Genomic DNA, 19,387 nt, shown 5'->3' with positions numbered 1-19,387 from the left:
GCGAACGGAATAGCAAGCATCACGCCACGCCGAGCGATGCGCGCTGGAGCATCAGAACCGGTCGATCATGCCGACCTGCACGCCGCGTATCGGCGCGCCGGGATAAGCCGCCGGAATCCCGACGACATTCACGCCGCGCAGCGTGAATGTCGCGTCGCCATGATTGCGCAGCATCGCGCCGCTCGCATAGAGCAGCACCTTAGGCGAAACATCGTATTCGCACGCGACGCTGAACTGGTCCGCGTCGTTGTCGCCGCCCGAGCGATCTCGTGCGTATGCATAACCGAGCGACGCGCGCAGGCGTGGCGTCATCGCATAGCGCATAGATACCGAAAGACCGTCGCTGTGATAGCGCGGCGTGCCGCCATCGCCATTGAAGTACGACACGAAGGCCGTCGTCTTGCCGATGCGATACGACATGCCGCCGAGATTCGCGCGCAGACCGGCGTTGCCCTCCGTCTGCTGATGCGCGTACGACACGCGCAACGGCCCGTTGTGATACGCAAAGGTTTCGTAGTTGCCGGATAGCCCGTTGCCGTCGCCGCTATCGCGCAACGCGACCATGAGCGTCGTCGTGAATCCGTGAATATCGGGCGACAGATACGCAATGCCGTTATCCGTATAAGGCGTGATCTTCGACAGATTGTTGAGACCCGATGCGGTCGTGCCCGCGCCGAAAGCATCCAGGCCGCCCTTGAACGGGATATAGATCGGCGAATATTGGCGGCCCATGCGCAACTCGCCCCACGGCGCGCCGAGGCCGATCCACGCCTGCCGGTTGAAGATCGTGTTGGCGGTCGCGAAGCTGCCGTCCGCCGAGCTGAAGCCGCTTTCGAGATCGAAGAGCAGGCGCGTATCGGCGCTCAGTTGCTCGTAACCGCGCAAGCCGAAACGCGAGCCGCGATACGCGCCCGAATCCATGCGCGGCGTCCACGACGAGCCGGGGTTCGTCACTTCGATGCTCGTATCGATAGTGCCGTATAAAGTCACGGCGCTCTGCGCGTGCGCCGCCGATACGCCGATGCCGCATAACATCGACATGGCCAGCAATCGAATGAAAGTCTTCGTTAAACGCATGAATCTTCGCTCATCCATTCACACTTCGTGCGCGTTCGCGAACGCCTGGCCTTCGTCCTCCAGCCATGAGCGAAACAGCACGATCAGATCGTCGCCGGCTTTTTCATCGGCGATATAGGTGCAGTAACTTCGCGACGGCAAGCGCGGACCATCGAACGGCGCGACGAGCCGGCCCGTGGCGAGATCGTCGGCGACGAGCGCGGTCGGGCCCATTGCGATGCCCATACCATCGACAGCCGCCTGCAAGGTCAGATAGAAGTGATCGAAAGTCAGCACCGCCGCGGGCGTCAGCGTGGATAGCTGCGCCTGCGCGAGCCAGTCGGGCCAGACACGCGGCAAGCTCGACGTATGCAGCAAGGTATGCCGACGCATGTCTTCGGGCGTTCGCAGCGGCACGCGTCGCAGCAGTGCCGGACTGCACACGGGCAAGCGCGCCTCTTCGAGAAACGGCCGCATTACGTAGCCGTAAAACGTGTCCGGGCCGCCGCGAATCACGATGTCGTGAGCGTCCTTCAATCGCTCCACCGGCTCGTTCGATGTCTCTATCCTCACTTCGACATCGGGATGACGCACGCGGAATTTTTCGAGCCTCGGCACGAGCCAGCGCAAGGTGAACGTCGCGGGCGCATTCACGCTCAGCGTTCGCGATACGGTCTCCGACAAGCCATATCGCGCGGTGGCTTGCGCAAGCTGATCGAACAACGGACCGATCTCCGCGAGATAAGCGCGCGCTGCGGGCGTGAGCACGACGCGCCGGTTATGGCGCTCGAACAGCGACGCGCCGAGCCACACTTCGAGCAGGCGCACTTGCTGGCTGATCGCGCCGTGCGTCACATGCAGTTCCACAGCGGCGTCCTTGAAGCTGCCGAGCCGCCCCGCCGCCTCGAAGGCGCGCAACGCGTTGAGCGAAGGCAATATCGGTCTCATTCAAAAGAGATTTTCTAACACGACTCTGCAATTTATATGGTTTGTAGGCTGCGTACAAGATAGTTACTCTATCAATCATCCGTCATATAAACGACATAAAGCGCATGTTCACCTACACCGGCGGTGTCGTTCTCTTCGCAGCCGTGCTCCACGCGAGCTGGAACGCGATGCTTCATGGCAATCGCGACCGCTTCCTTTCGATGACATGGATGAGCATTGCCATCGGCGTCGTGTCGGCGCTCGTCATCGTCTATCTGCCGATGCCCGCGAAAGCCGCGTGGCCGTATATCGTGGCTTCGGGGCTCGTGCATATCGTCTATAACGTGAGCCTCGTGCGCTCGTATCGTCGCGGCGATCTTGCGCAGGCTTATCCGATCGCGCGCGGATCATCGCCAATGCTCGTCACGCTCGGCGCGGCGCTCTTCGCGCACGAAGGCATCGGCTTGCTGCATGTGTTCGGGATCGTGCTGATATCGGGCGGCATCATGGCGCTCGCGTTGCAGGGCGGCCGCGTATCCCGCGCGGGCGCGCTCGCCGCGTTCACGACCGGCGTGACCATTGCGATCTATACGGTGATCGACGGCATCGGCGTGCGCCTCTCCGACGGCCAAGCGTTCACCTATACCGCGTGGATGTTCATGTTCTATTGGCTCATGCCGGTGATCTTCGTCGCGAAGCGCGGGCTTCCTGCGCTCTGGACGCCAGTGAGAGAAGCGCCGATGGCCGTGGGCTCGTCGCTCGCAGGCGGACTCGTGTCGATCGCCGCCTACGGCATCGTGATCTGGGCGATGCAGTCCGGCGCCATGGGCGCCGTATCCGCGTTGCGCGAGACGAGCGTCGTGTTCGCTGCGCTCATCGGGCGCGTGTTTCTGCACGAGCCGGTCAGCGCGAAACGCTGGCTCGCATGCGTGGTCGTCGCGGGCGGAGCAGTGTGCCTGGGTCTTTGAAGCATGCGTCGAACTGAGGCACAAGCCTGCCTTTGATCGACGAATCGGGATTGCGGATGGTTCGATACATTGCTCATCGTGGTATTGGGCACGTTACCGATAAGAATCGAGAAGAACCTTGCAACCCGTACACGAATGGCACGCGGCGCCTTTGCCCGCCGAAGAAGCGAAGCGGCTCCAGTTGCTGCGCAGCCTCGAATTGCTCGACACCGCGCATGAAGAAGTCTTCGACCGTGTGACGCGCGTCGTCGCCGAGCTGTTGCAGGTGCCGATCGCGCTGGTATCGCTCGTCGATGAACAGCGGCAGTGGTTCAAATCGCGCGTCGGGCTGGATGTCTGCGAAACCGCGCGCGACGTGTCCTTCTGTGCGCACGCGCTGCATTCCGAGCGCCTGCTGCTCGTCGAGGATACGCACGGCGACGCGCGCTTCGCGGGCAATCCGCTCGTGACGGGCGCGCCGCATATCCGCTTCTATGCGGGCGTGCCGCTGCGCTCGTCGCATGGCCTGGTGCTCGGCACGCTATGCGCCATCGACACGAAGCCACGCACGCTGAGCGCGTCTCTGCAAGCCGCGTTGTGCGATCTCGCGGCCACCGTCGAGCGCGAGATCGTCCAGCGCGAAGCCGCGCGCGAGACGCGCGAGCTTCAGGAAGCGGACCGTCGCAAGCTGCGTCTGTCCGAGTCGCGTTTTCATACGATCTTTCAACAGACGCCAACGGGCAAGGCAATCGTCGATCTGAACGGCCGCTTCATTGAAGTCAATCCGAAGCTATGCGACATCACCGGCTATAGCGCCGACGAACTCGTCACGATGACCTTCCAGCAGATCACCGAGGAAGCGGACCTTCCCGCGGATCTGCAACTCGTCGCTGAACTGCTCGATGGCGCCAGAAAAACCTATACGCTCGAGAAGCGCTATCGGCGCCGCGACGGCGATCTGGTGTGGATCGAGCTTTCCGTCGCGCTGATTCGCGACGATCGCGGCCTGCCGCTGCACTTCGTGAGCGTGATGCACGACATCACGAGCCGCAAGCACAGCGAACAGGTGTTGCGCGATTATCGACAGGAGCTCGAACGCCGCGTGCTCGAACGCACTTGTGAGCTCACCGGCAGCCGCGCCGCATTGCAGACGATCACGGACAACTTGCCGGTGCTGATCGCGCATGTCGATGCCGATCTGCGTTACCGCTTCAACAACCAGGTGTATCGCGAGGTGTTCGGCGTCGAGCCGGCCGCGTTGCGCGGCAAGAGCGTTCGCGACACGATCGGCGCGGCGACGTTCGAGCGTTGCCTGCCCTACTTCCGCCGCGTGCTCGCGGGCGAACGCGTCACGCACGAGGACATCGTGTACGAAGGCGCGCCCGGCCGCATCTGGAACGCGACATATATCCCCGAGTTTCAGCGAGACGATGTCGGCGGCTTCTACATCATGTCGCAGGACATCACCGAGACGAAGCGGCGCGAGAACCAGATGCGCTCCGAAGTGATGCTCGATGCATTGACGGGCCTGCCCAACCGCCGCGCACTGGCCGAGCAGCTCGCGCTTTGCATCGATGCGGCCCGCAACGAACACGTGCCCTTCGCGCTCTTCTTCATGGACCTCGACGGCTTCAAGAGCATCAACGATCAACACGGTCACGATGCCGGCGACGCACTCCTCAGACAAGTGGCCGCGCGCCTGAAGAAGACCACGCGTGCCGGCGATCTCGTCTGCCGCCTCGCCGGCGACGAATTCGTGCTGCTCGCGCGAGGCGTTTCATCGGCGAGCGCGTGCAGCCGCATCGCGCAGGACATCTGCCGCGCGATCGGCCGGCCGTTCGAGCTTGGTTACGCCGAGGCGCTGCTGGGGACGAGCGTGGGCATCGCGATATGCGCCGGCGGCTTCGACACGTCCGCGGAAGCGATCCTCGGCGACGCGGATCGCGCAATGTACGAAGCCAAGCGCAAGGGGCGCAACGGGTTCCGTTTCGCGCCCGTTCCGGCGGATGTGGCCGTGTCCGCGATCAACGACTATCGCCATTGATTTTTCACGATACGGGATTGAGGACCGTTTCCCGAAAATTTACGTTGCATGGCAGCACGACGCGGTTGCACATCGGAGGATGGGCTTTCTCATCATGAGACTGCGCGCCTAATGCACTGATTCGTTTCGATTTTTTATTGTTCGAGGCAGGACGCTCAGCGCCCGCCTTCCGCTGTTTCTTCGATAACCTCTTATACAAGAGGTGACGTTCGCCAATGCGAACCGCCCAGTGCTTTCCAATCACGCTGGAGTAACGCAATGCAGAATGTCTATATCGAACCGATGCCCAAGGGCCAGTGGGGGCCGATCGACGGCTACACGCTCGAATTCCATGACGGCACGAAGATCACGCAGCAGGTCTATCGCTCGGAGCGACTCGCCGTCGATGAAATCAAGCTGCGCGGTTATTCGCCCATGGTCGCGACCGTGCGTGTGACGGACAAGACCGTCGACGATCACTGGCAACCCGCAAAATAAAGCCTCAGAAACGCGCTTCGCGCTCTGCGCGAAGCGCACCCGTCTTTCTTACGACGATACGGTTCCGTTAATTCTTCGTTTTACTCGGCTTCCAGCTTCCGTCTGCGGTCATGGCCGGTTTCACCGGTGAAGGAATCGCCGAGACCTTCTGAAACTCCCTCGTTCCAGTTTTTGCTCGCGCGACCGGAGCAGGATTCGGTGCTTTGTTCGATCGCCGATGCTTCGTCTCCGCGACAGTCACGCGCCGTTGCGGCGGCTCGTTGCAAGCACGACTCGTCTTATGCGTACATGCGGCGGCTTGTTTGGAAGCAGGCTTGATAGCGGCTTTACTCGTATGTTGTGCACGCGCCGCCGGACGTTTCTTTACGACCGAACGTTCGGGGGCGACGACTTTGCGAGTGTCGTGATCCTCGCTCGACGCGGCCACCGCCATGATCGGTGAAGCCGTTTCGACAGAAGGATTCGCCGGAGGCGGAGGCGGAGGCGGAGCCTCGACGACACGCTGCGGCGGCACATCGACCTTCTTCGGCGCTGCCAGCGCGACGCTGCCTGCAACCGCAACAGGCAACGCCCCTGCACGCGGCGTCGACGGATGCTGCTCGAAATAAGCGCGTATCAGGAAACACGCCCCGATCACGACGGCGCCCATAGCGACGGTGGCCAATATCGAATTCGATGCGCGATGCGATTCGAGCACGGCAGCCGCGCTGACCGATGCAGACGCGGACGCGGACGCAGGCGCGGGCAAACGCGGTTCACGCCGGCGCGGACGCACGGACCATCGCACGCGCGCGATCTCGTTCGGCTCCTGAAAATGACGCGTTACGCCGCGCGCCGCCTCGACCGCCCGCAGCGCTGTTTCCGCGCCCTTCGTCAACACCGCCCCGTGCCGGTCCGCGCCGCAGAACGGGCATGCGCTTTCTTCTACGGATGAAAGACTTTCACATCGGGGGCAGATGACGAGATATAGCGACGAGCATGCCGCCCGCTGGTCCATTGTCACACTCCGTCCGAATCAGTTCGGAAGGCCGATCGACAATCAGCGATCGCCCGGTCGCAAGTAATACATACGAATCACCGTAGCATACCGGGCAACGTTTCGGAAGAACAAACAAAACGCATCGTTTAAGCGTTCATTCATCAGGTGAATCAGGCTTTATTCACGATGCGTCCGCTTTGCATGCGCCGCTCAATCGCACGCGTGGCGAGCGTGACCGGATAGCAATACGCGAAGAACAACGCGAGCGCGCTCATGTACATGAGCACGGTGAAGCTCGAATGCGCGACCGTCGTGCTCGCGATCTGCGCGGTATCGAGCACGTCATGTATGCCGACGAGTGACGACAGCGCGGTGCCCATCGTGATGATCGCGTACACGTTCATCCACGGCGGCAACATGCGGCGCACGCATTGCGGCAGCACGATGAGCAAGAGTATTTGTCTGCGCGACATCGCGAGCGAGCCGGCGGCGTCCCACTGCGTCGAAGGAATCGATTGCACCGCGCCGCGAAACACTTCGGCGATATTCGCGCTTGCAGGCAGAGCGAGCGCCGCGATCACCTTGAGCCAGTCGGGAAAGGGGACGACGTGGCCCGCTATCGTGAACTCGAAAGGGAACACATATGTCGTGAAGAAAATCAGCACGAGCCACGGCGCGTTGCGGAACGCCTGAATCCAGAGCCGCGCGAAGCGCGCCGCCATTGCGCTTCGCAAGGCAAGCGCACCGACGATCAATCCGATCGATGTGCCGAACGCAAGCGCGCCGATGCTCACGCCCACGTTCACCGCGAAGCCGCGCATCAGCGAAGGCAGCCAGCGCAAGAACAATGCGAGCAATTGTGCGCCGGAGATATCGCGCGGCGCGAGCATCCAGAGCGCCGTCGCCGCGACGACGATCGTTGCCGATGCATACGCGCCCGAGCCGAAACGGCCGCGAACGTCGAATCTAGCGCTGACCATAACCGGGCACCGAAAGCCTTCGCTCGATCCAGCGGCCCGACACGTTGACGAGCGCCGTGAGCGCATAGAAGAACAGAAGAATGAGCAGCATCAACGCGAGCACGTTGTCGCGCTGCGTCCAGATCATGATCGACTGATACGTGATGTCGCCGACCGCAATCGCCGATGCAATCGCCGACGCCTTCACCAACTCCACCGCATTGTTGACGAGCGCGGGCAACGCCGTGCGCAACGCGAGCGGCAACTCGACGCTCCGGAAACGCTCGCGCCGCGAGAAGCCGAGCGATTCCGCGCTTCGAGCGTTTCGCGCGGCAATGCATCGAGGCCCGCACGCAATGCTTCCGCATGGAACGCGCCCTTGTTGATCGAGAGCACGATCACGACCCACAGGAACGGCTTGAGAGGATTGTTCGCGCCATGCGCATGCAGCGTTTGCGTGATCAGCGTGTTGAGCACGAGAAACGCGCAATACAACTGCACGATGGTCGGTGTGTTGCGCGTCAGTTCGATCACGCCACGCGCGACGCCCGCGATAAGCGCACTGCGCGAACGCAATGCGACGAGAAGCACCACGCCGCTAAGCGCACTGCCCGCGAGCGTCGCTGCAACGATGCCGACGCTCAACCCGATGCCATCGACGAACGACGTGCGGTCGTAATGATCGAGCAGGAAGCGGTAATCGAGCCCGGCATGCGCGACCCTTTCGATGAACGCATTCACTTCGACGACACCGCCGTCGACGAATACTGCGTGTGCCATTGCGCGAGCGCGGGCGACGCCGGCGTGAGACCGTTCCTCGCTTCGACATCGATGAGCCATCCCGTGCGATGCCAGTCGCGCACGATCGGATCGAGCCGCGCCGCGATGTCCTTCTCGCCCTGCCGCACCCAGATCACCGAAGGCGACGGAATCAACTCGGGCTGCAAGGTGCGATAGTTGCGCCACTCCGGATCGCGCGCCTGCAACGGATAAAGCAGCGGCGCGGCATCGTGCACCGCGGCCACGCAGTTGCCGCCTTTCAGCGCGAGCAGCGATTCCGCCGCGCCGGGGAATGCGCGCGGAATCGCGCCGTAACGCTCAACGACCGGCTTGATATAACTGCTGCCCTGCGAAATACATACGGGCTTGCCGCGCAAGTCCTCCCATCGCGTAATGCCGCTCGTATTCGATGTGATCGCCGTGCCGCCGACTTGATAGTACGGCGTCGCGACATGATCGAGGATCTCGCCGCGCTGTTCCGTGTACTCCATGTTGGCCACGAGAATATCGACCTTGCCTTGCTGAAGGAACTGCACGCGCGTCGAAGGCTGCACCGACACGAGTTGCACGCCGACATTGAGACGCTTCGCCAGTTCCTGCGCGAGATCCACGTTGAAGCCGCGCAGTTTTTGCGTGGCCGGATCGATGGAGCCGAACGGTCCCCCCGTGATCATCACGCCGACGACGAGCTCATGGCGCGAGTTGATCTTGTCGAGCGTCGCATCGGCATGAGCTGCGCCCATGCCCGCGAGCATCAGCGCGCCGGGCAATGCGTATCGGCGGGTGGTTCGAAGAAGCGAACGAAGATGAACGGCGAATGGCATCGAAGCCTCGAATGCTGTCGTAGTGAAAGGACACGCCAGCGTACGCAAGGACACGCGCGCGGGGAACCAATCTGATCTGCTTTGCAAAGCATGCGAAAAGAAAAAAGCATCGTGCGTGCGCGAATAACCTTGTGACGATTGCTTCGTTCGAAAAGGACCGGCGCGTTTCTAGAATGAGCATTCCTTTTTGCAGTGAAGATCGCCCCATGATGTCCCTCGTTCATGGACGCGCCGCATTGTCAGGCGCGCCGCCGTCCGGCCACGACGCAGAAGCGCTCGTCACGTTGCGCAACGTTCATCTGTCGTATGGCGATGCCGCCGTGCTGCGCGGCATCGATCTGATCGTGCGGCGCAATCAGGCCGTGTCGATCATCGGGCCTTCGGGATCGGGCAAATCCACGATACTGCGCTGCATCAACGGTCTGATTGCGCCCGAGCGCGGCGAAGTGCGCGTGAATGGCGTCGATGTCGCGAGCCTGAAACGCGATGACGAGAAGATCGCGTTGCGCAAGCGCATCGGCTTCGTGTTCCAGCAATACAACCTCTTCCCGCATTTGAACGCGCTGGAGAATCTCACCATCGCGCCGATGCGTGTGCTCGGCGCGAGCCGCGCCGAAGCCGAGCATACGGCGCATGCGTTGCTCGCAAAAGTCCGGCTCGCCGACAAGGCCCATGCGTACCCCGGCGAATTGTCGGGCGGACAGCAGCAGCGCGTTGCGATTGCACGCGCGCTCGCGATGCGCCCCGAACTGATTCTTTTCGACGAAGTGACGTCCGCGCTCGATCCGCAAACCGTCGGCGAAGTGCTCAATGTGATCGGCGAACTCGTCGATGAAGGGCTGACATGCGTGCTCGTCACGCACGAAATGCGCTTCGCCGAAGACATCAGCGATCGCGTCGCGTACACCGAAGGCGGCGTGATCGTCGAGGAAGGATCGCCCGAGCAGATTTTCCATGCGCCGCGCGACGAGCGCACGCGCCGCTTTCTCGATAGCACCCAGAGCCGCACGCGACGCGCGCGCTCATCCCTGAAACTCGCATCGATTCCATCGTGACCCAGACTTCCACCTCATCGACCACGCTATCCGACGAACGGCGCGAACGCATCGATTCGCTCGTCGCAGACACGCATGCGATTCTCGAACGCGACGGACTCACGCGCGATGCCCTCGCGCACATCGCGTCCGCGCTCGAAACGCTCGCGGCACGTCCCGAGCTTTTTTCACGCGATGACTTCCCGCCGCCCGATGCAGCGAGCGGCGATACCTCGACGCGCTATCGACTCAATCCCGGCAGCGACGGCATCGCGCTCTATCTGAACTCGCTCCTGCCGGGCAAGACCACGATCGCGCATAACCACGATACGTGGGCCGTGATCGTCGCGGTGGAGGGCAGCGAAGTGAACCGCGTCTACAAACGCACCGACGATCGCCGCGACGACGAGCGCGCGACGATCGAAGTCGATCGCGAAGTGATCGTCGAACCCGGCACGCCGATCGCGTTTCTGCCCGACGACATTCACAGCATCCACGTGACGGGCGCGCAACCGACGCTGCATTTCCATCTCTATGGCCGGCCGCTCGAAACGCTGTCGGGGCGGCTCGGTTTCGAGGACGGCAGAATCGTGCGCTACAACCAGACGCATCTGCATCGGCAGACACAGGCGGTCGGCTGATGGACGAGCGCGCGCACGCCCTGTCAACGCGCGTCTTGCGCACGGGCCTCGGCACCTTCGACGATGGCGCCGCGCCCGTCAACGTGCCCGTCGTGCGCACGAGCACCGTGCGCTTCGAATCGAGCGCGGAGTATGAGCGGCTGCATCGGCTGCGTCATGACGGCGGAAATGTCGCGACGTATGGACGCCACGGCACCGCGACGCATCGCGCGCTGGAAGCGGCCATCGGCGAACTGGAAGGCGCGGCGCATACACTGCTCGCGCCGTCGGGCATGTCGGCGATCACGCTCGTTTTTCTGTCGTTGCTCACGCCGGGCGATCACGTGCTGATTCAGGACAGCGTGTACGGTCCGGTGCGTGAGCGCATCGAACCGCTGCTCGCGCGGCTCGGCATCGAAGCGACTTACTTCGCCGGGCAGGACGGACCGCCGCGCGATGCGTTGCGCGCGAACACGCGGCTCGTCTACGTGGAATCGCCGGGTTCGTTTCTGTACGAGATCATCGATCTGCCCGCATTCGGCGCGTTTGCACGCGAGCACGGAATCGTCCTCGCTGCGGACAATACATGGAGCGCGGGCTGGCTGCATCGACCGCTCGCGCACGGTGCGCATGTGTCTATCCAGGCGACGACCAAATACATCGGCGGTCATTCGGATCTCATGCAAGGCGCGCTGAGCACGAACGACGCCGCGCTCGCGCATCGCCTGCGCGACACGCACGAAGCGCTCGGCTTGTCCGTCGGCGCGGACGATGCCTATCTCGCGCTGCGTGGCATCCGGACCCTCGGCGTGCGGCTCGCGCAACATGCGCGTCATGCGCTCGCGATCGCCGAATATCTGCAAAGCGAGCAGGCCGTCGCGCGCGTGTTTCATCCCGCGTTGCCGGACGATCCGGGTCATGCGCTATGGCAGCGCGATTTTCGCGGCGCGAACGGGCTCGTGTCGTTCGCCTTCACGCCGCTTCACGATGCATCGCATGCACGCGCGTTCGTCGATACGTTGCGTCTCTTCTCGCAAGGCGCGTCGTGGGGCGGCTTCGAAAGCCTTGCACTGGTCGCGCCGGCATCGCGGCTGCGCGCACATAGTTACTTCCGCAACGATACGCCCGTCGTGCGGCTGCATGCCGGTCTCGAAGATCCGTCCGATCTCATCGACGATCTGCGCCGCGCCTTTCGTCTCATTCGTACCTGACCATCCATGTCCCTCGCCCTCGACGCTTTTCGCTTCATCGACGCACCCACGCTGCGCAACTGGCTCAACGACGGCCGCGAGCTCGCGCTGCTCGACGTGCGCGAAGCCGGGCAATTCGGCGAAGGACATCCGTTCTTCGCGACGCCCTTGCCTTTCAGCCGGCTCGAAGTCGATGCGCCGCGTCTGTTGCCGCGCTTAAGCGTGCGCATCGTATTGCTCGACGATGGCTTCGTCGCGGAAGGCGAAGGCTATGCGCATGCGAGCGTCGCGCTGCGTGCGGCGGCGCGTCTTCGGCAACTCGGCTATGGCGACATCGCGATACTCGAAGGCGGCGCGCCTGCATGGCAACGCGCGGGTTATACGCTTTTTCGCGGCGTCAACGTGCCGTCGAAGACCTTCGGCGAGCTGGTCGAACGCGAATACGGCACGCCGCATGTGAGCGCCGCGCAGTTGCAGCGATGGCGCACGGAACGCGGCGGTTGTCCAATCGCGCTCATCGACGGACGCACGCGCGAAGAGCATCGCAAGATGGCGATACCGGGCGCGGTCTGCGTACCGAACGGTGAACTCGCCGCGCATATCGACGCATTCGCGGGCTCGCCAGACACGACCATCGTGATTCATTGCGCGGGGCGCACGCGCAGCATCATCGGCGCGCAGACGTTGCGCAATCTGGGCATCCGACGCGATGTGTTCGCGCTCGAAAACGGCACGCAAGGATGGACGCTCGCGGGTCTCGCGCTCGAACACGGCAGCACGCGCAGCCATGCCGATGCACCATCGTCCGTCGACGACGCGCGTGCGCGTGCTCAAGCGCTCGCGCAACGCTTCGGCATCGCCGCGCTCGATGACCACGCCGCCCGCGCTTGGCTCGACGACGCCACACGCACCACGTATCTGCTCGACGTGCGCACGCCCGAGGAATACGCCCGCGACGGTCTGCCATTCGCGCAGCACGCGCCCGGCGGACAACTCGTGCAGGCAACCGATCAGAGCGTGGCCGTGCGGCATGCGCGTCTGTTGCTCGTCGATCATGACGGCATCCGCGCGCCGGTCGTCGCGCATTGGCTCGTGCAACTGGGCTTCGATGCCGCGACTGTCGATGCGGATATCGCGGCGCGCTGGACCTCGCGCGCGCATATACATGCACCCGCCGCGCGCGATGAAGAGGCGGTTAGAGACGACGCCATCGTGCTCGATCTGCGTTCGAGCGCCGCGCATCAACACGCGCGGCCCGCGCATTCGCGCTGGACGATTCGTCCGCGTGTCTTCGATACCTTGCGTGACGCACACGCGACGCTCGAAACGCCCGTCGTGCTCTTCACCGATCCGAACGCGCGCGACGCCGCGAAACTCGTCGCCAACGATCTGCGTGACGCGGGCTTCGCGCATGTGGCGGTCGCGGCGCTCGGCATCGACGCGTGGCCGCACGCAGTGGATCGCAGCGCAGTGCAGATCGCGCGTGATGAACGTATCGACTTTCTCTTCTTCGTGCACGATCGTCACGAAGGCAATCTCGATGCGGCGCGCGCCTATCTCGCGTGGGAGACCGGCCTCATCGCGCAATGCGACGCCGACGAACTGGGCGCGTTTCGCATTGGTGAAGCGGCATTGCTCGCGCAGTCATAACGAACATCAAAAGCCTATGTCCTATCCCGTACGCACGTATGAAGACGTGCGCGAAACATTGCTCGCAAGACGAGAAATCGCGTTGCTCGATGTGCGCGAAGAAGACCCGCACGCGCAGTGCCATCCGCTTTTCGCGGCGAATTTTCCGTTGGCGCGCATCGAGCTCGATGCGTATTCGCGCCTGCCGCGCCGCGATGTTCCGATCGTGCTGCTCGACGATGGCGAAGGGCTTGCCGCGCGCGCCGCCGCGAGGCTCGCGGAGCTGGGTTATACGAATGTCGCGCTGCTCGCCGGCGGCCTCGACGGCTGGATTCGCGCGGGCGGCGAAGTCTTTCGCGATGTCAACGTGCCGAGCAAGGCGTTCGGCGAGTTCGTCGAAGCCACGCGGCATACGCCTTCGCTCTCGGCCGAAGCGCTCGATGCGTTGTTGAAGAACGGCGACGATCTCGTCGTGCTCGATGCGCGCCGCTTCGACGAATATCGCACGATGAACATTCCCGGCAGCATCAGCGTGCCGGGCGCGGAACTCGTGTTGCGCGCGCGTGCGCTCGCGCCCGATCCATCGACGCGCGTCGTCGTGAATTGCGCGGGCAGGACGCGCAGCATCATCGGCGCGCAATCGCTCGTCAATGCGGGACTGCCGAATCCCGTGGCCGCACTGCGCAATGGCACCATCGGCTGGACGCTCGCAGGACAGACGCTCGAGCACGGCAGCGAACGGCGCTTCGATCCCGAAGCGGGACGCGATGCGGGCGGCCTCGATGCATCGCGGCACGCGGCACATGCGCTCGCCACGCGCGCGGGCGTGCGCCGCACATCGCTCGACGAGGCCGCGCGCTGGGCCGGCGACACATCGCGCACGACATATCGCTTCGACGTGCGCAAGCCCGGTGAATACGAGCACGCGCATGCGAGCGGATTCCGAAGCGCGCCCGGCGGCCAGCTCGTGCAGGAAACGGAGATGTTCGCGCCGGTGCGCGGCGCGCGCGTCGTGCTTTTCGACGATGACGGCGTGCGCGCGAACATGACGGCATCGTGGCTCGCGCAGATGAACGTCGAGACCTATGTCGTCGATGGCGCCAGCGAACGCGACCTCACGCAACACGGTGCATGGCAGCCCGAGCGGCCCGCGCCTCTTGCATCGGCGACGCTATCGCCGCAAGCGCTTGCCGCGTTGCTCGATGATCCAACGAACGGCGTCGTGCTGCTCGACTTTGCGCCGAGCGCCGACTACGTGAAGGCGCACATTCCCGGCGCGTACTGGATTCTGCGCTCGCATCTCACATCCGCGCACGACGACCTGCGCGCACTGCCGGATGCGAAGCGCTACGTGCTCACGTGCGGCACGAGCGCGCTTGCGTCCTATGCCGCCGCCGATGTCGCGGCGCTGACCGGAAAGCAGGTTCACGTGCTCGAAGGCGGCAACGCGGCGTGGACGCGAGCAGGCTTGGCCACGGAAGGCGGCGCGGCAAGACTTGCGTCGCCGCGTATCGATCGTTATCGGCGCCCTTATGAAGGCGTCGACAATGCGCACGAAGCCATGCAGGCGTATCTCGACTGGGAATATGGACTTGTCGCGCAACTGGAGCGCGACGGCACGCATGGCTTCTTCGTGATCTGAGAGCACGGTTCGGCTGACATCATTTCACGAGCGCCTTGATGGCCAGTTTCTTCGCCATCTGAAATGTCTTTGGAAATGTCGTTTCGATGCCCAGCACGACGCGGCTCGACAGCCGCTCCATGTCCTTCGGGCAATTGAACGCCATGCCGTCGAACTCGCGCAGATTCAGCGGCTTGATCTTCGACTGGAATTGCAAGAACCGGTGAGACGCCGGAATGAAATGCGACGTCAGGGAACTGCGCGAGAATTGCGGCCGCGTCGTGCGCAAGCTGCCGTGAATCGTTTTCGAATTCCAGGCGAGCACATCGCCCTTCTGGAGAAATGGCGCACGGAATTCGAGTTGTTGTTCGGAGAGGATCTTTCGGACCAGTTCCTTGTATTGGCCATGATTGAAGGCGACGTCGAAGTTCTTTCCGTTCTTCACCATGTCGATGCGATGACTGCGCGGCACCACGAAGAAACGTCCCGCGCCCGCGTCGATATCTTCGAGCGCGTACCAGCAGCCCACCATCGTGCCGATTCTCTCGCTGTCGAGATAATACGTGTCCTGATGAGGCCACGTTTCCGCATTGCCTTCGAAGTACATGCTCTGCACGAGCTTGCCTTCTTCCGCGAAGAGTTCGCGTGTGATGGCCTTGATAGGCGCACTCGCAAACGCCTTGACCGCCAGCTTCTTGAGCGGCGCGAACTCCGTTTCGCCAAGCGACTGAAGATTGAGCAGCGGATTCATCACGAAACCGTACTCGTTGATTCTGTTCTTTTCCGGGTTCGCCGTCGCCTGGCGATAGATGTATCCCGGATAGCGCTTGACGGTTATGTCGAACGCATTGCGGATGGAATCGCATACAGCCTCATCCACCACGCCGCGCACGACGACATAGCCATTTTCTTCGTAGTAGCGCTTTGCGTCGGCAAGGTCGATCAAATCGAACGTAGTCGAGTTCTGCGACGCGGTTTCCGGAATTTCGACTTCGGTTCCAATCGGGCTCAGGATTTTGTACATGGCAGGCACCAAAGGCTAACTAGACCGGCACGCGCAAACGCATCGCGTGTCCTTTCAAGCTATGTCGAACCAATGGGCCTGCGTCGCTCCTGACCGATTCCGCCAAGGGATTGGCCTGAAGAGGCAATAGCCCGGCGATGTGTACGCCGTTTCGTCTAATGGGAAACATCTCTCGCCGCGCAGGTCGCGCCCAATACTTCAGCGGAACTCAGCCGACGATTCACTTCGAAATTGTGAAGGCACCCCGCTCAGACGTGTCCGCAACCGCCTTCGTGCCAGTGGTGACGTCTGCTTCGAGTACAGAGTCTTCCAGCAATGTCGTAGCGACCTGAAATTACTTAGGTTGACTTACGAGTCCGACGATAGGCATGGCTTCAACAGATTTCCGACGGCACCATCTCCGGAGGATCTCAACATCAAGGCGGGCTCATTCAATCCGCTTTCCCGTTGATTCATGATTATCAGCCCTCCTTTCTCCGGGCTGCAGGCCTGAGCGCCGGCGACAACGCAGCCAACCGGTCCTGAGGACTCTAGCCGCTCTTCAAGTCGCAAGGTCCAGGGTGACGAAAGGCGCCAGCGGCAAAAAGCAGCTCAGCCACCACCGTCAAGTCTTCCCCTCCATCGCCATGCCACTCGCCACCGCCCTCGGCAAATGCGGCGCACTCTGCGCGATCTGATCGAGCTCGTCACGCACCGCATCGATCACGCGCGCATCGTGCACATAAGGGTCCGCCGCATGGATCGCTTCGAGACGTCGCCGCACCGCGCCGTACTGCGCGCCCGCACGACGATGCAGCTCGGCCCGCTCGCTGTAGCGCAAGAACGTCTGCAACGAGGCGAGCACGGCCGCGCTCAGGCTCGTCATGCCGATGACCACACGCACGTCCGGCGACACCGCCGCCGCGACGAGCGACAAAAACGCCGACGTGCCCGTTGCCGCCGTGATGCCGATGACAGCGAGGCCGAGCCGTCTGCCGCAGAGCGTCAGCCTGTCGGCCATCGTGTAGTGACGAATCTGCGATTCGCGGGCGCGCCTGATCCACGCCAGCACGAGCGCCGGCGTGTCGCGAGGCGGATCATACGAGGAAGCCGTGCCGGTTCGTTGCGATTGAAGGAGCAAGTCGGTCATGTTCGGAAGATTGTGTAAACAGACCTCATCGTCGCCGCGAACAAAGACACATCACGTCCCGGTCAGCGCGGCGCCTGAATCATCTTCCAGCCGTTGCCGGCGGGATCGCGAAATCCGGCATCGACGCTGCCGAAGCGGTCGACCGGCTCCTGCGTGAACTCCACGCCGCTCGCCTTCAGCCGTTCGTAGGCCGCGCGACAGTCCGCGACGGACAGCACGAGCGGCGGCATCGCGCCCTTCGCGACCATCGCGCGCAAGGTGAGCGCGGTGACGTCGTCGTGAATCGGCGGGCCCGGCGCAAACAGGCCGAGCTGGAACGACGGCTGATCCGGATGCTGCACGGTAAGCCACCGGTACGTGCCGTTGCGCACGTCGGTGTGGACGCGGAAACCGAGCTTGTCGACGTAGAACGCGAGCGCTTCGTCCTGATCGTCGACATGGATGCCTACCACGCTGATGCCCTGATTCATGTGACCTCCTTCGTTGAAGATGGCCGCACTGTACCTTTCGCGCCGCGCCGCCGCTTCTCCAAAACTGCGATCGTGAGATCGGGACGCTGCGCCGCCTTCAGCACGCACGCGGGCATGCGGTCGAGCGCGGAATTGCCGGCGCGCGACTCGATGCGCATCGCGCCCGGACTGTGGCCGGTGATATCGCGAAAGATGCGGCCGAAGGTGCCGAGGCTCTCCCAGCCGGTGACGAAGGCGATGTCCGTGATCGAAAGGTCGGTATCGCGCAACAGCGTGACGGCCTGCTCGATGCGCCGCGTCAGCAGATAGCGATGCGGCGGAATGCCGAAGGCCCGCTTGAACGAGCGCGCGAAATGGGCTTCGGAAACGCCGCTGACTTCGGCCAGGCGACTGACCGGCCAATCTTCGTGCGACGACGCATCCATGCGGTCCTTTGCGCGTAGCAGGCGTCGCAGCAGCGCCGGGTCTTGCGAGACGTCGGCGCTGTCGAAGTCGTGAGATGGCATGGCGTTCAGGGCGCAAAAGTTAAGCGGTTAGTGTAGCCCGCACGCGCAAACTTTCGCCGCAAAAGAAAACGTCGTGCGGACAGAAATCCGCACGACGCGAAGTCGCTCACTCCCTGGAGGGAAAAGAGCTAGAGGGGATGGAAAGCATCTTAGCGCCCTTGAGCGACGCGGCAAGCGCCGGAAAGCGGCCGGTTTACGGCTCACTTCGCCGGATCGAATCAAAGCAATGGCAGCGTAAGCCGGATGTGCTCCGCGAACGCCGACGTCAACAACGAAGGCCGCTCCCGCGCGAATTTCAGCGATATGCCCACGCCCGGCAACGCCGGCAGGCCGGGATCCGCATTCAGCACGCACAGATCCGCGGGCACGGCCGTCTGCGTAATGACCGCAAAAGCCTGCCCCGAGCGCACCAGCGCGGTGAGTCCCGCGAGACTGCTGCTCGCATACGCGATGCGATACGCCTTGCCCGCGCGCTGCAACGCCTCGCACGCGGCGATGTGGTCGAGCGTATCCGGATCGGAAAGCGCGAGCGGCAGCGGATCGTAATGCGCCGACTCCATCCCCGGACAGCCGATCCAGACGAGCTGCTCGCGCCGAATCACGTCTTCGCCGGGGCTGTCTTCGGGCAGCGAGAGCATCGCGAGATCGAGTGCGCGCTTTTTCAATTGTTCGGCGAGCCGGGGCGTCGGGCCGCACACGACTTCCACGAGCGCATGCGGATGCTGGCTCGAAAACTGCCGCAGCAAGGTCGGCAGGAAAACGGCGGCGTAATCGTCGGGACAGCCGAAGCGGATGTTGCCCGACAGCCCCTTGCCGCACAGATCGGCCATCGCTTCATCGTGAAGCCGCAAGATGCGCTGCGCATGCACGAGCAGACGCTCGCCGGGATTCGTCAGCACGACGCCGCGGCCGGTGCGCTGAAAGAGCGGCTGATCGACGATGTCCTCGAGCCGCTTCATCTGCTGACTGAGCGCCGATTGCGTTCGGCCGATGCGCTCGGCCGCTCGGCTCAGCGCCCGTACTTCCGCGATGACGGCGAACGATCGCAGCAATTCGATCTCGAGCGAAAGACTCAAGGTATTAGCTCCTCTTCTATGTCGCATTAGAACTATTCGATTCTATAAAACCAGAGCGCCGACTACACTGCAAGTTCCTTTTCCCTTACGCCAGG

18 protein-coding genes and 1 pseudogene are annotated in these 19,387 nt (G+C 63.0%); 8 read left to right on the top strand and 11 right to left on the bottom strand.

Features of this window, described 5'->3' with window-relative positions; genetic code table 11:
- Positions 1 to 51: 51 nt before the first annotated feature.
- Complete coding sequence (locus NCS28_RS31045; protein ID WP_250517616.1) at positions 52 to 1,041, bottom strand: porin; 990 nt, start codon at positions 1,039 to 1,041, stop codon at positions 52 to 54.
- Positions 1,042 to 1,095: 54 nt separating this feature from the next.
- The gene (gene gcvA, locus NCS28_RS31040; protein ID WP_250517615.1) at positions 1,096 to 2,004 is read right to left on the bottom strand and encodes a transcriptional regulator GcvA; all 909 of its coding nucleotides are present in this window, start codon (positions 2,002 to 2,004) and stop codon (positions 1,096 to 1,098) included.
- Positions 2,005 to 2,108: 104 nt separating this feature from the next.
- Between gcvA and NCS28_RS31035 the strand changes: the two genes are divergently transcribed.
- From NCS28_RS31035 to NCS28_RS31025, 3 genes are all read left to right on the top strand, one after another.
- Positions 2,109 to 2,951, top strand: coding sequence for an EamA family transporter (locus tag NCS28_RS31035; protein ID WP_250517614.1), 843 nt, complete (start codon positions 2,109 to 2,111; stop codon positions 2,949 to 2,951).
- 118 nt (positions 2,952 to 3,069) lie between these two features.
- Complete coding sequence (locus tag NCS28_RS31030; protein ID WP_250517613.1) at positions 3,070 to 4,974, top strand: bifunctional diguanylate cyclase/phosphodiesterase; 1,905 nt, start codon at positions 3,070 to 3,072, stop codon at positions 4,972 to 4,974.
- A 258-nt stretch (positions 4,975 to 5,232) separates the two neighbouring features.
- The gene (locus NCS28_RS31025) at positions 5,233 to 5,451 is read left to right on the top strand and encodes a hypothetical protein (protein WP_250517612.1); all 219 of its coding nucleotides are present in this window, start codon (positions 5,233 to 5,235) and stop codon (positions 5,449 to 5,451) included.
- A 67-nt stretch (positions 5,452 to 5,518) separates the two neighbouring features.
- Here NCS28_RS31025 and NCS28_RS31020 read toward each other — a convergent pair whose 3' ends face one another.
- The 4 genes and pseudogenes from NCS28_RS31020 to NCS28_RS31005 all read right to left on the bottom strand — a co-directional run bounded on the left by NCS28_RS31020 (position 5,519) and on the right by NCS28_RS31005 (position 8,924).
- Positions 5,519 to 6,100, bottom strand: coding sequence for a hypothetical protein (locus tag NCS28_RS31020; RefSeq protein ID WP_250517611.1), 582 nt, complete (start codon positions 6,098 to 6,100; stop codon positions 5,519 to 5,521).
- A gap of 500 nt (positions 6,101 to 6,600) precedes the next feature.
- Complete coding sequence (locus tag NCS28_RS31015) at positions 6,601 to 7,410, bottom strand: amino acid ABC transporter permease (RefSeq protein ID WP_250517610.1); 810 nt, start codon at positions 7,408 to 7,410, stop codon at positions 6,601 to 6,603.
- Positions 7,397 to 8,169: pseudogene (locus NCS28_RS31010) on the bottom strand (ABC transporter permease subunit). The gene NCS28_RS31015 and the pseudogene NCS28_RS31010 overlap by 14 nt, the downstream one beginning before the upstream one ends.
- Positions 8,127 to 8,924, bottom strand: coding sequence for a transporter substrate-binding domain-containing protein (locus tag NCS28_RS31005; protein ID WP_250517639.1), 798 nt, complete (start codon positions 8,922 to 8,924; stop codon positions 8,127 to 8,129). Before NCS28_RS31005 ends, NCS28_RS31010 begins: the two are co-directional and overlap by 43 nt.
- A 278-nt stretch (positions 8,925 to 9,202) precedes the next feature.
- Here NCS28_RS31005 and NCS28_RS31000 point away from each other — a divergent pair, with 278 nt between their 5' ends.
- From NCS28_RS31000 to NCS28_RS30980, 5 genes are read left to right on the top strand one after another with little or no spacing between them, the layout of a single operon-like run.
- Positions 9,203 to 10,048 carry an amino acid ABC transporter ATP-binding protein gene (locus tag NCS28_RS31000; protein WP_250517638.1) on the top strand — a complete coding sequence of 282 codons (846 nt, stop codon included), beginning with the start codon at positions 9,203 to 9,205 and terminating at the stop codon, positions 10,046 to 10,048.
- On the top strand, positions 10,042 to 10,668 hold the full coding sequence (locus NCS28_RS30995) for a cysteine dioxygenase family protein (protein ID WP_250517637.1): 627 nt from the start codon (positions 10,042 to 10,044) through the stop codon (positions 10,666 to 10,668). Before NCS28_RS31000 ends, NCS28_RS30995 begins: the two co-directional genes overlap by 7 nt.
- Positions 10,668 to 11,858 (top strand): cystathionine beta-lyase, encoded by a 1,191-nt coding sequence (gene metC / locus NCS28_RS30990; RefSeq protein ID WP_250517609.1) that lies wholly within the window; start codon positions 10,668 to 10,670, stop codon positions 11,856 to 11,858. Before NCS28_RS30995 ends, metC begins: the two co-directional genes overlap by 1 nt.
- A 6-nt stretch (positions 11,859 to 11,864) precedes the next feature.
- Positions 11,865 to 13,487, top strand: a complete 1,623-nt coding sequence (locus NCS28_RS30985) for a rhodanese-like domain-containing protein (protein WP_250517608.1) — start codon at positions 11,865 to 11,867, stop codon at positions 13,485 to 13,487.
- A gap of 16 nt (positions 13,488 to 13,503) precedes the next feature.
- A complete protein-coding gene (locus NCS28_RS30980) occupies positions 13,504 to 15,108 on the top strand; it encodes a rhodanese-like domain-containing protein (RefSeq protein ID WP_250517607.1) in 1,605 nt (534 codons plus the stop codon).
- Positions 15,109 to 15,127: 19 nt separating this feature from the next.
- Here the strand turns inward: NCS28_RS30980 and NCS28_RS30975 are convergent, their stop codons facing one another.
- From NCS28_RS30975 to NCS28_RS30955, 5 genes are all read right to left on the bottom strand, one after another.
- Positions 15,128 to 16,111 carry a phytanoyl-CoA dioxygenase family protein gene (locus tag NCS28_RS30975; protein WP_250517606.1) on the bottom strand — a complete coding sequence of 328 codons (984 nt, stop codon included), beginning with the start codon at positions 16,109 to 16,111 and terminating at the stop codon, positions 15,128 to 15,130.
- Positions 16,112 to 16,715: 604 nt separating this feature from the next.
- Entirely contained in the window at positions 16,716 to 17,240 is a 525-nt protein-coding gene (locus tag NCS28_RS30970; protein ID WP_250517605.1) for an SLATT domain-containing protein, read from the bottom strand.
- 62 nt (positions 17,241 to 17,302) lie between these two features.
- Positions 17,303 to 17,710 carry a VOC family protein gene (locus NCS28_RS30965; protein ID WP_250517604.1) on the bottom strand — a complete coding sequence of 136 codons (408 nt, stop codon included), beginning with the start codon at positions 17,708 to 17,710 and terminating at the stop codon, positions 17,303 to 17,305.
- The gene (locus NCS28_RS30960; RefSeq protein ID WP_250517603.1) at positions 17,707 to 18,216 is read right to left on the bottom strand and encodes a helix-turn-helix domain-containing protein; all 510 of its coding nucleotides are present in this window, start codon (positions 18,214 to 18,216) and stop codon (positions 17,707 to 17,709) included. Before NCS28_RS30960 ends, NCS28_RS30965 begins: the two co-directional genes overlap by 4 nt.
- A 218-nt stretch (positions 18,217 to 18,434) precedes the next feature.
- Positions 18,435 to 19,319 (bottom strand): LysR family transcriptional regulator, encoded by an 885-nt coding sequence (locus tag NCS28_RS30955; protein WP_250517602.1) that lies wholly within the window; start codon positions 19,317 to 19,319, stop codon positions 18,435 to 18,437.
- Positions 19,320 to 19,387 lie beyond the last annotated feature (68 nt).

This window comes from Caballeronia sp. INDeC2, from assembly GCF_023631325.1.
In the GTDB taxonomy this organism is placed as follows: Bacteria; Pseudomonadota; Gammaproteobacteria; order Burkholderiales; family Burkholderiaceae; genus Caballeronia.
Note: the sequence above shows the minus strand (reverse complement) of the source record. Positions and strands in the feature narration are given on the sequence as shown.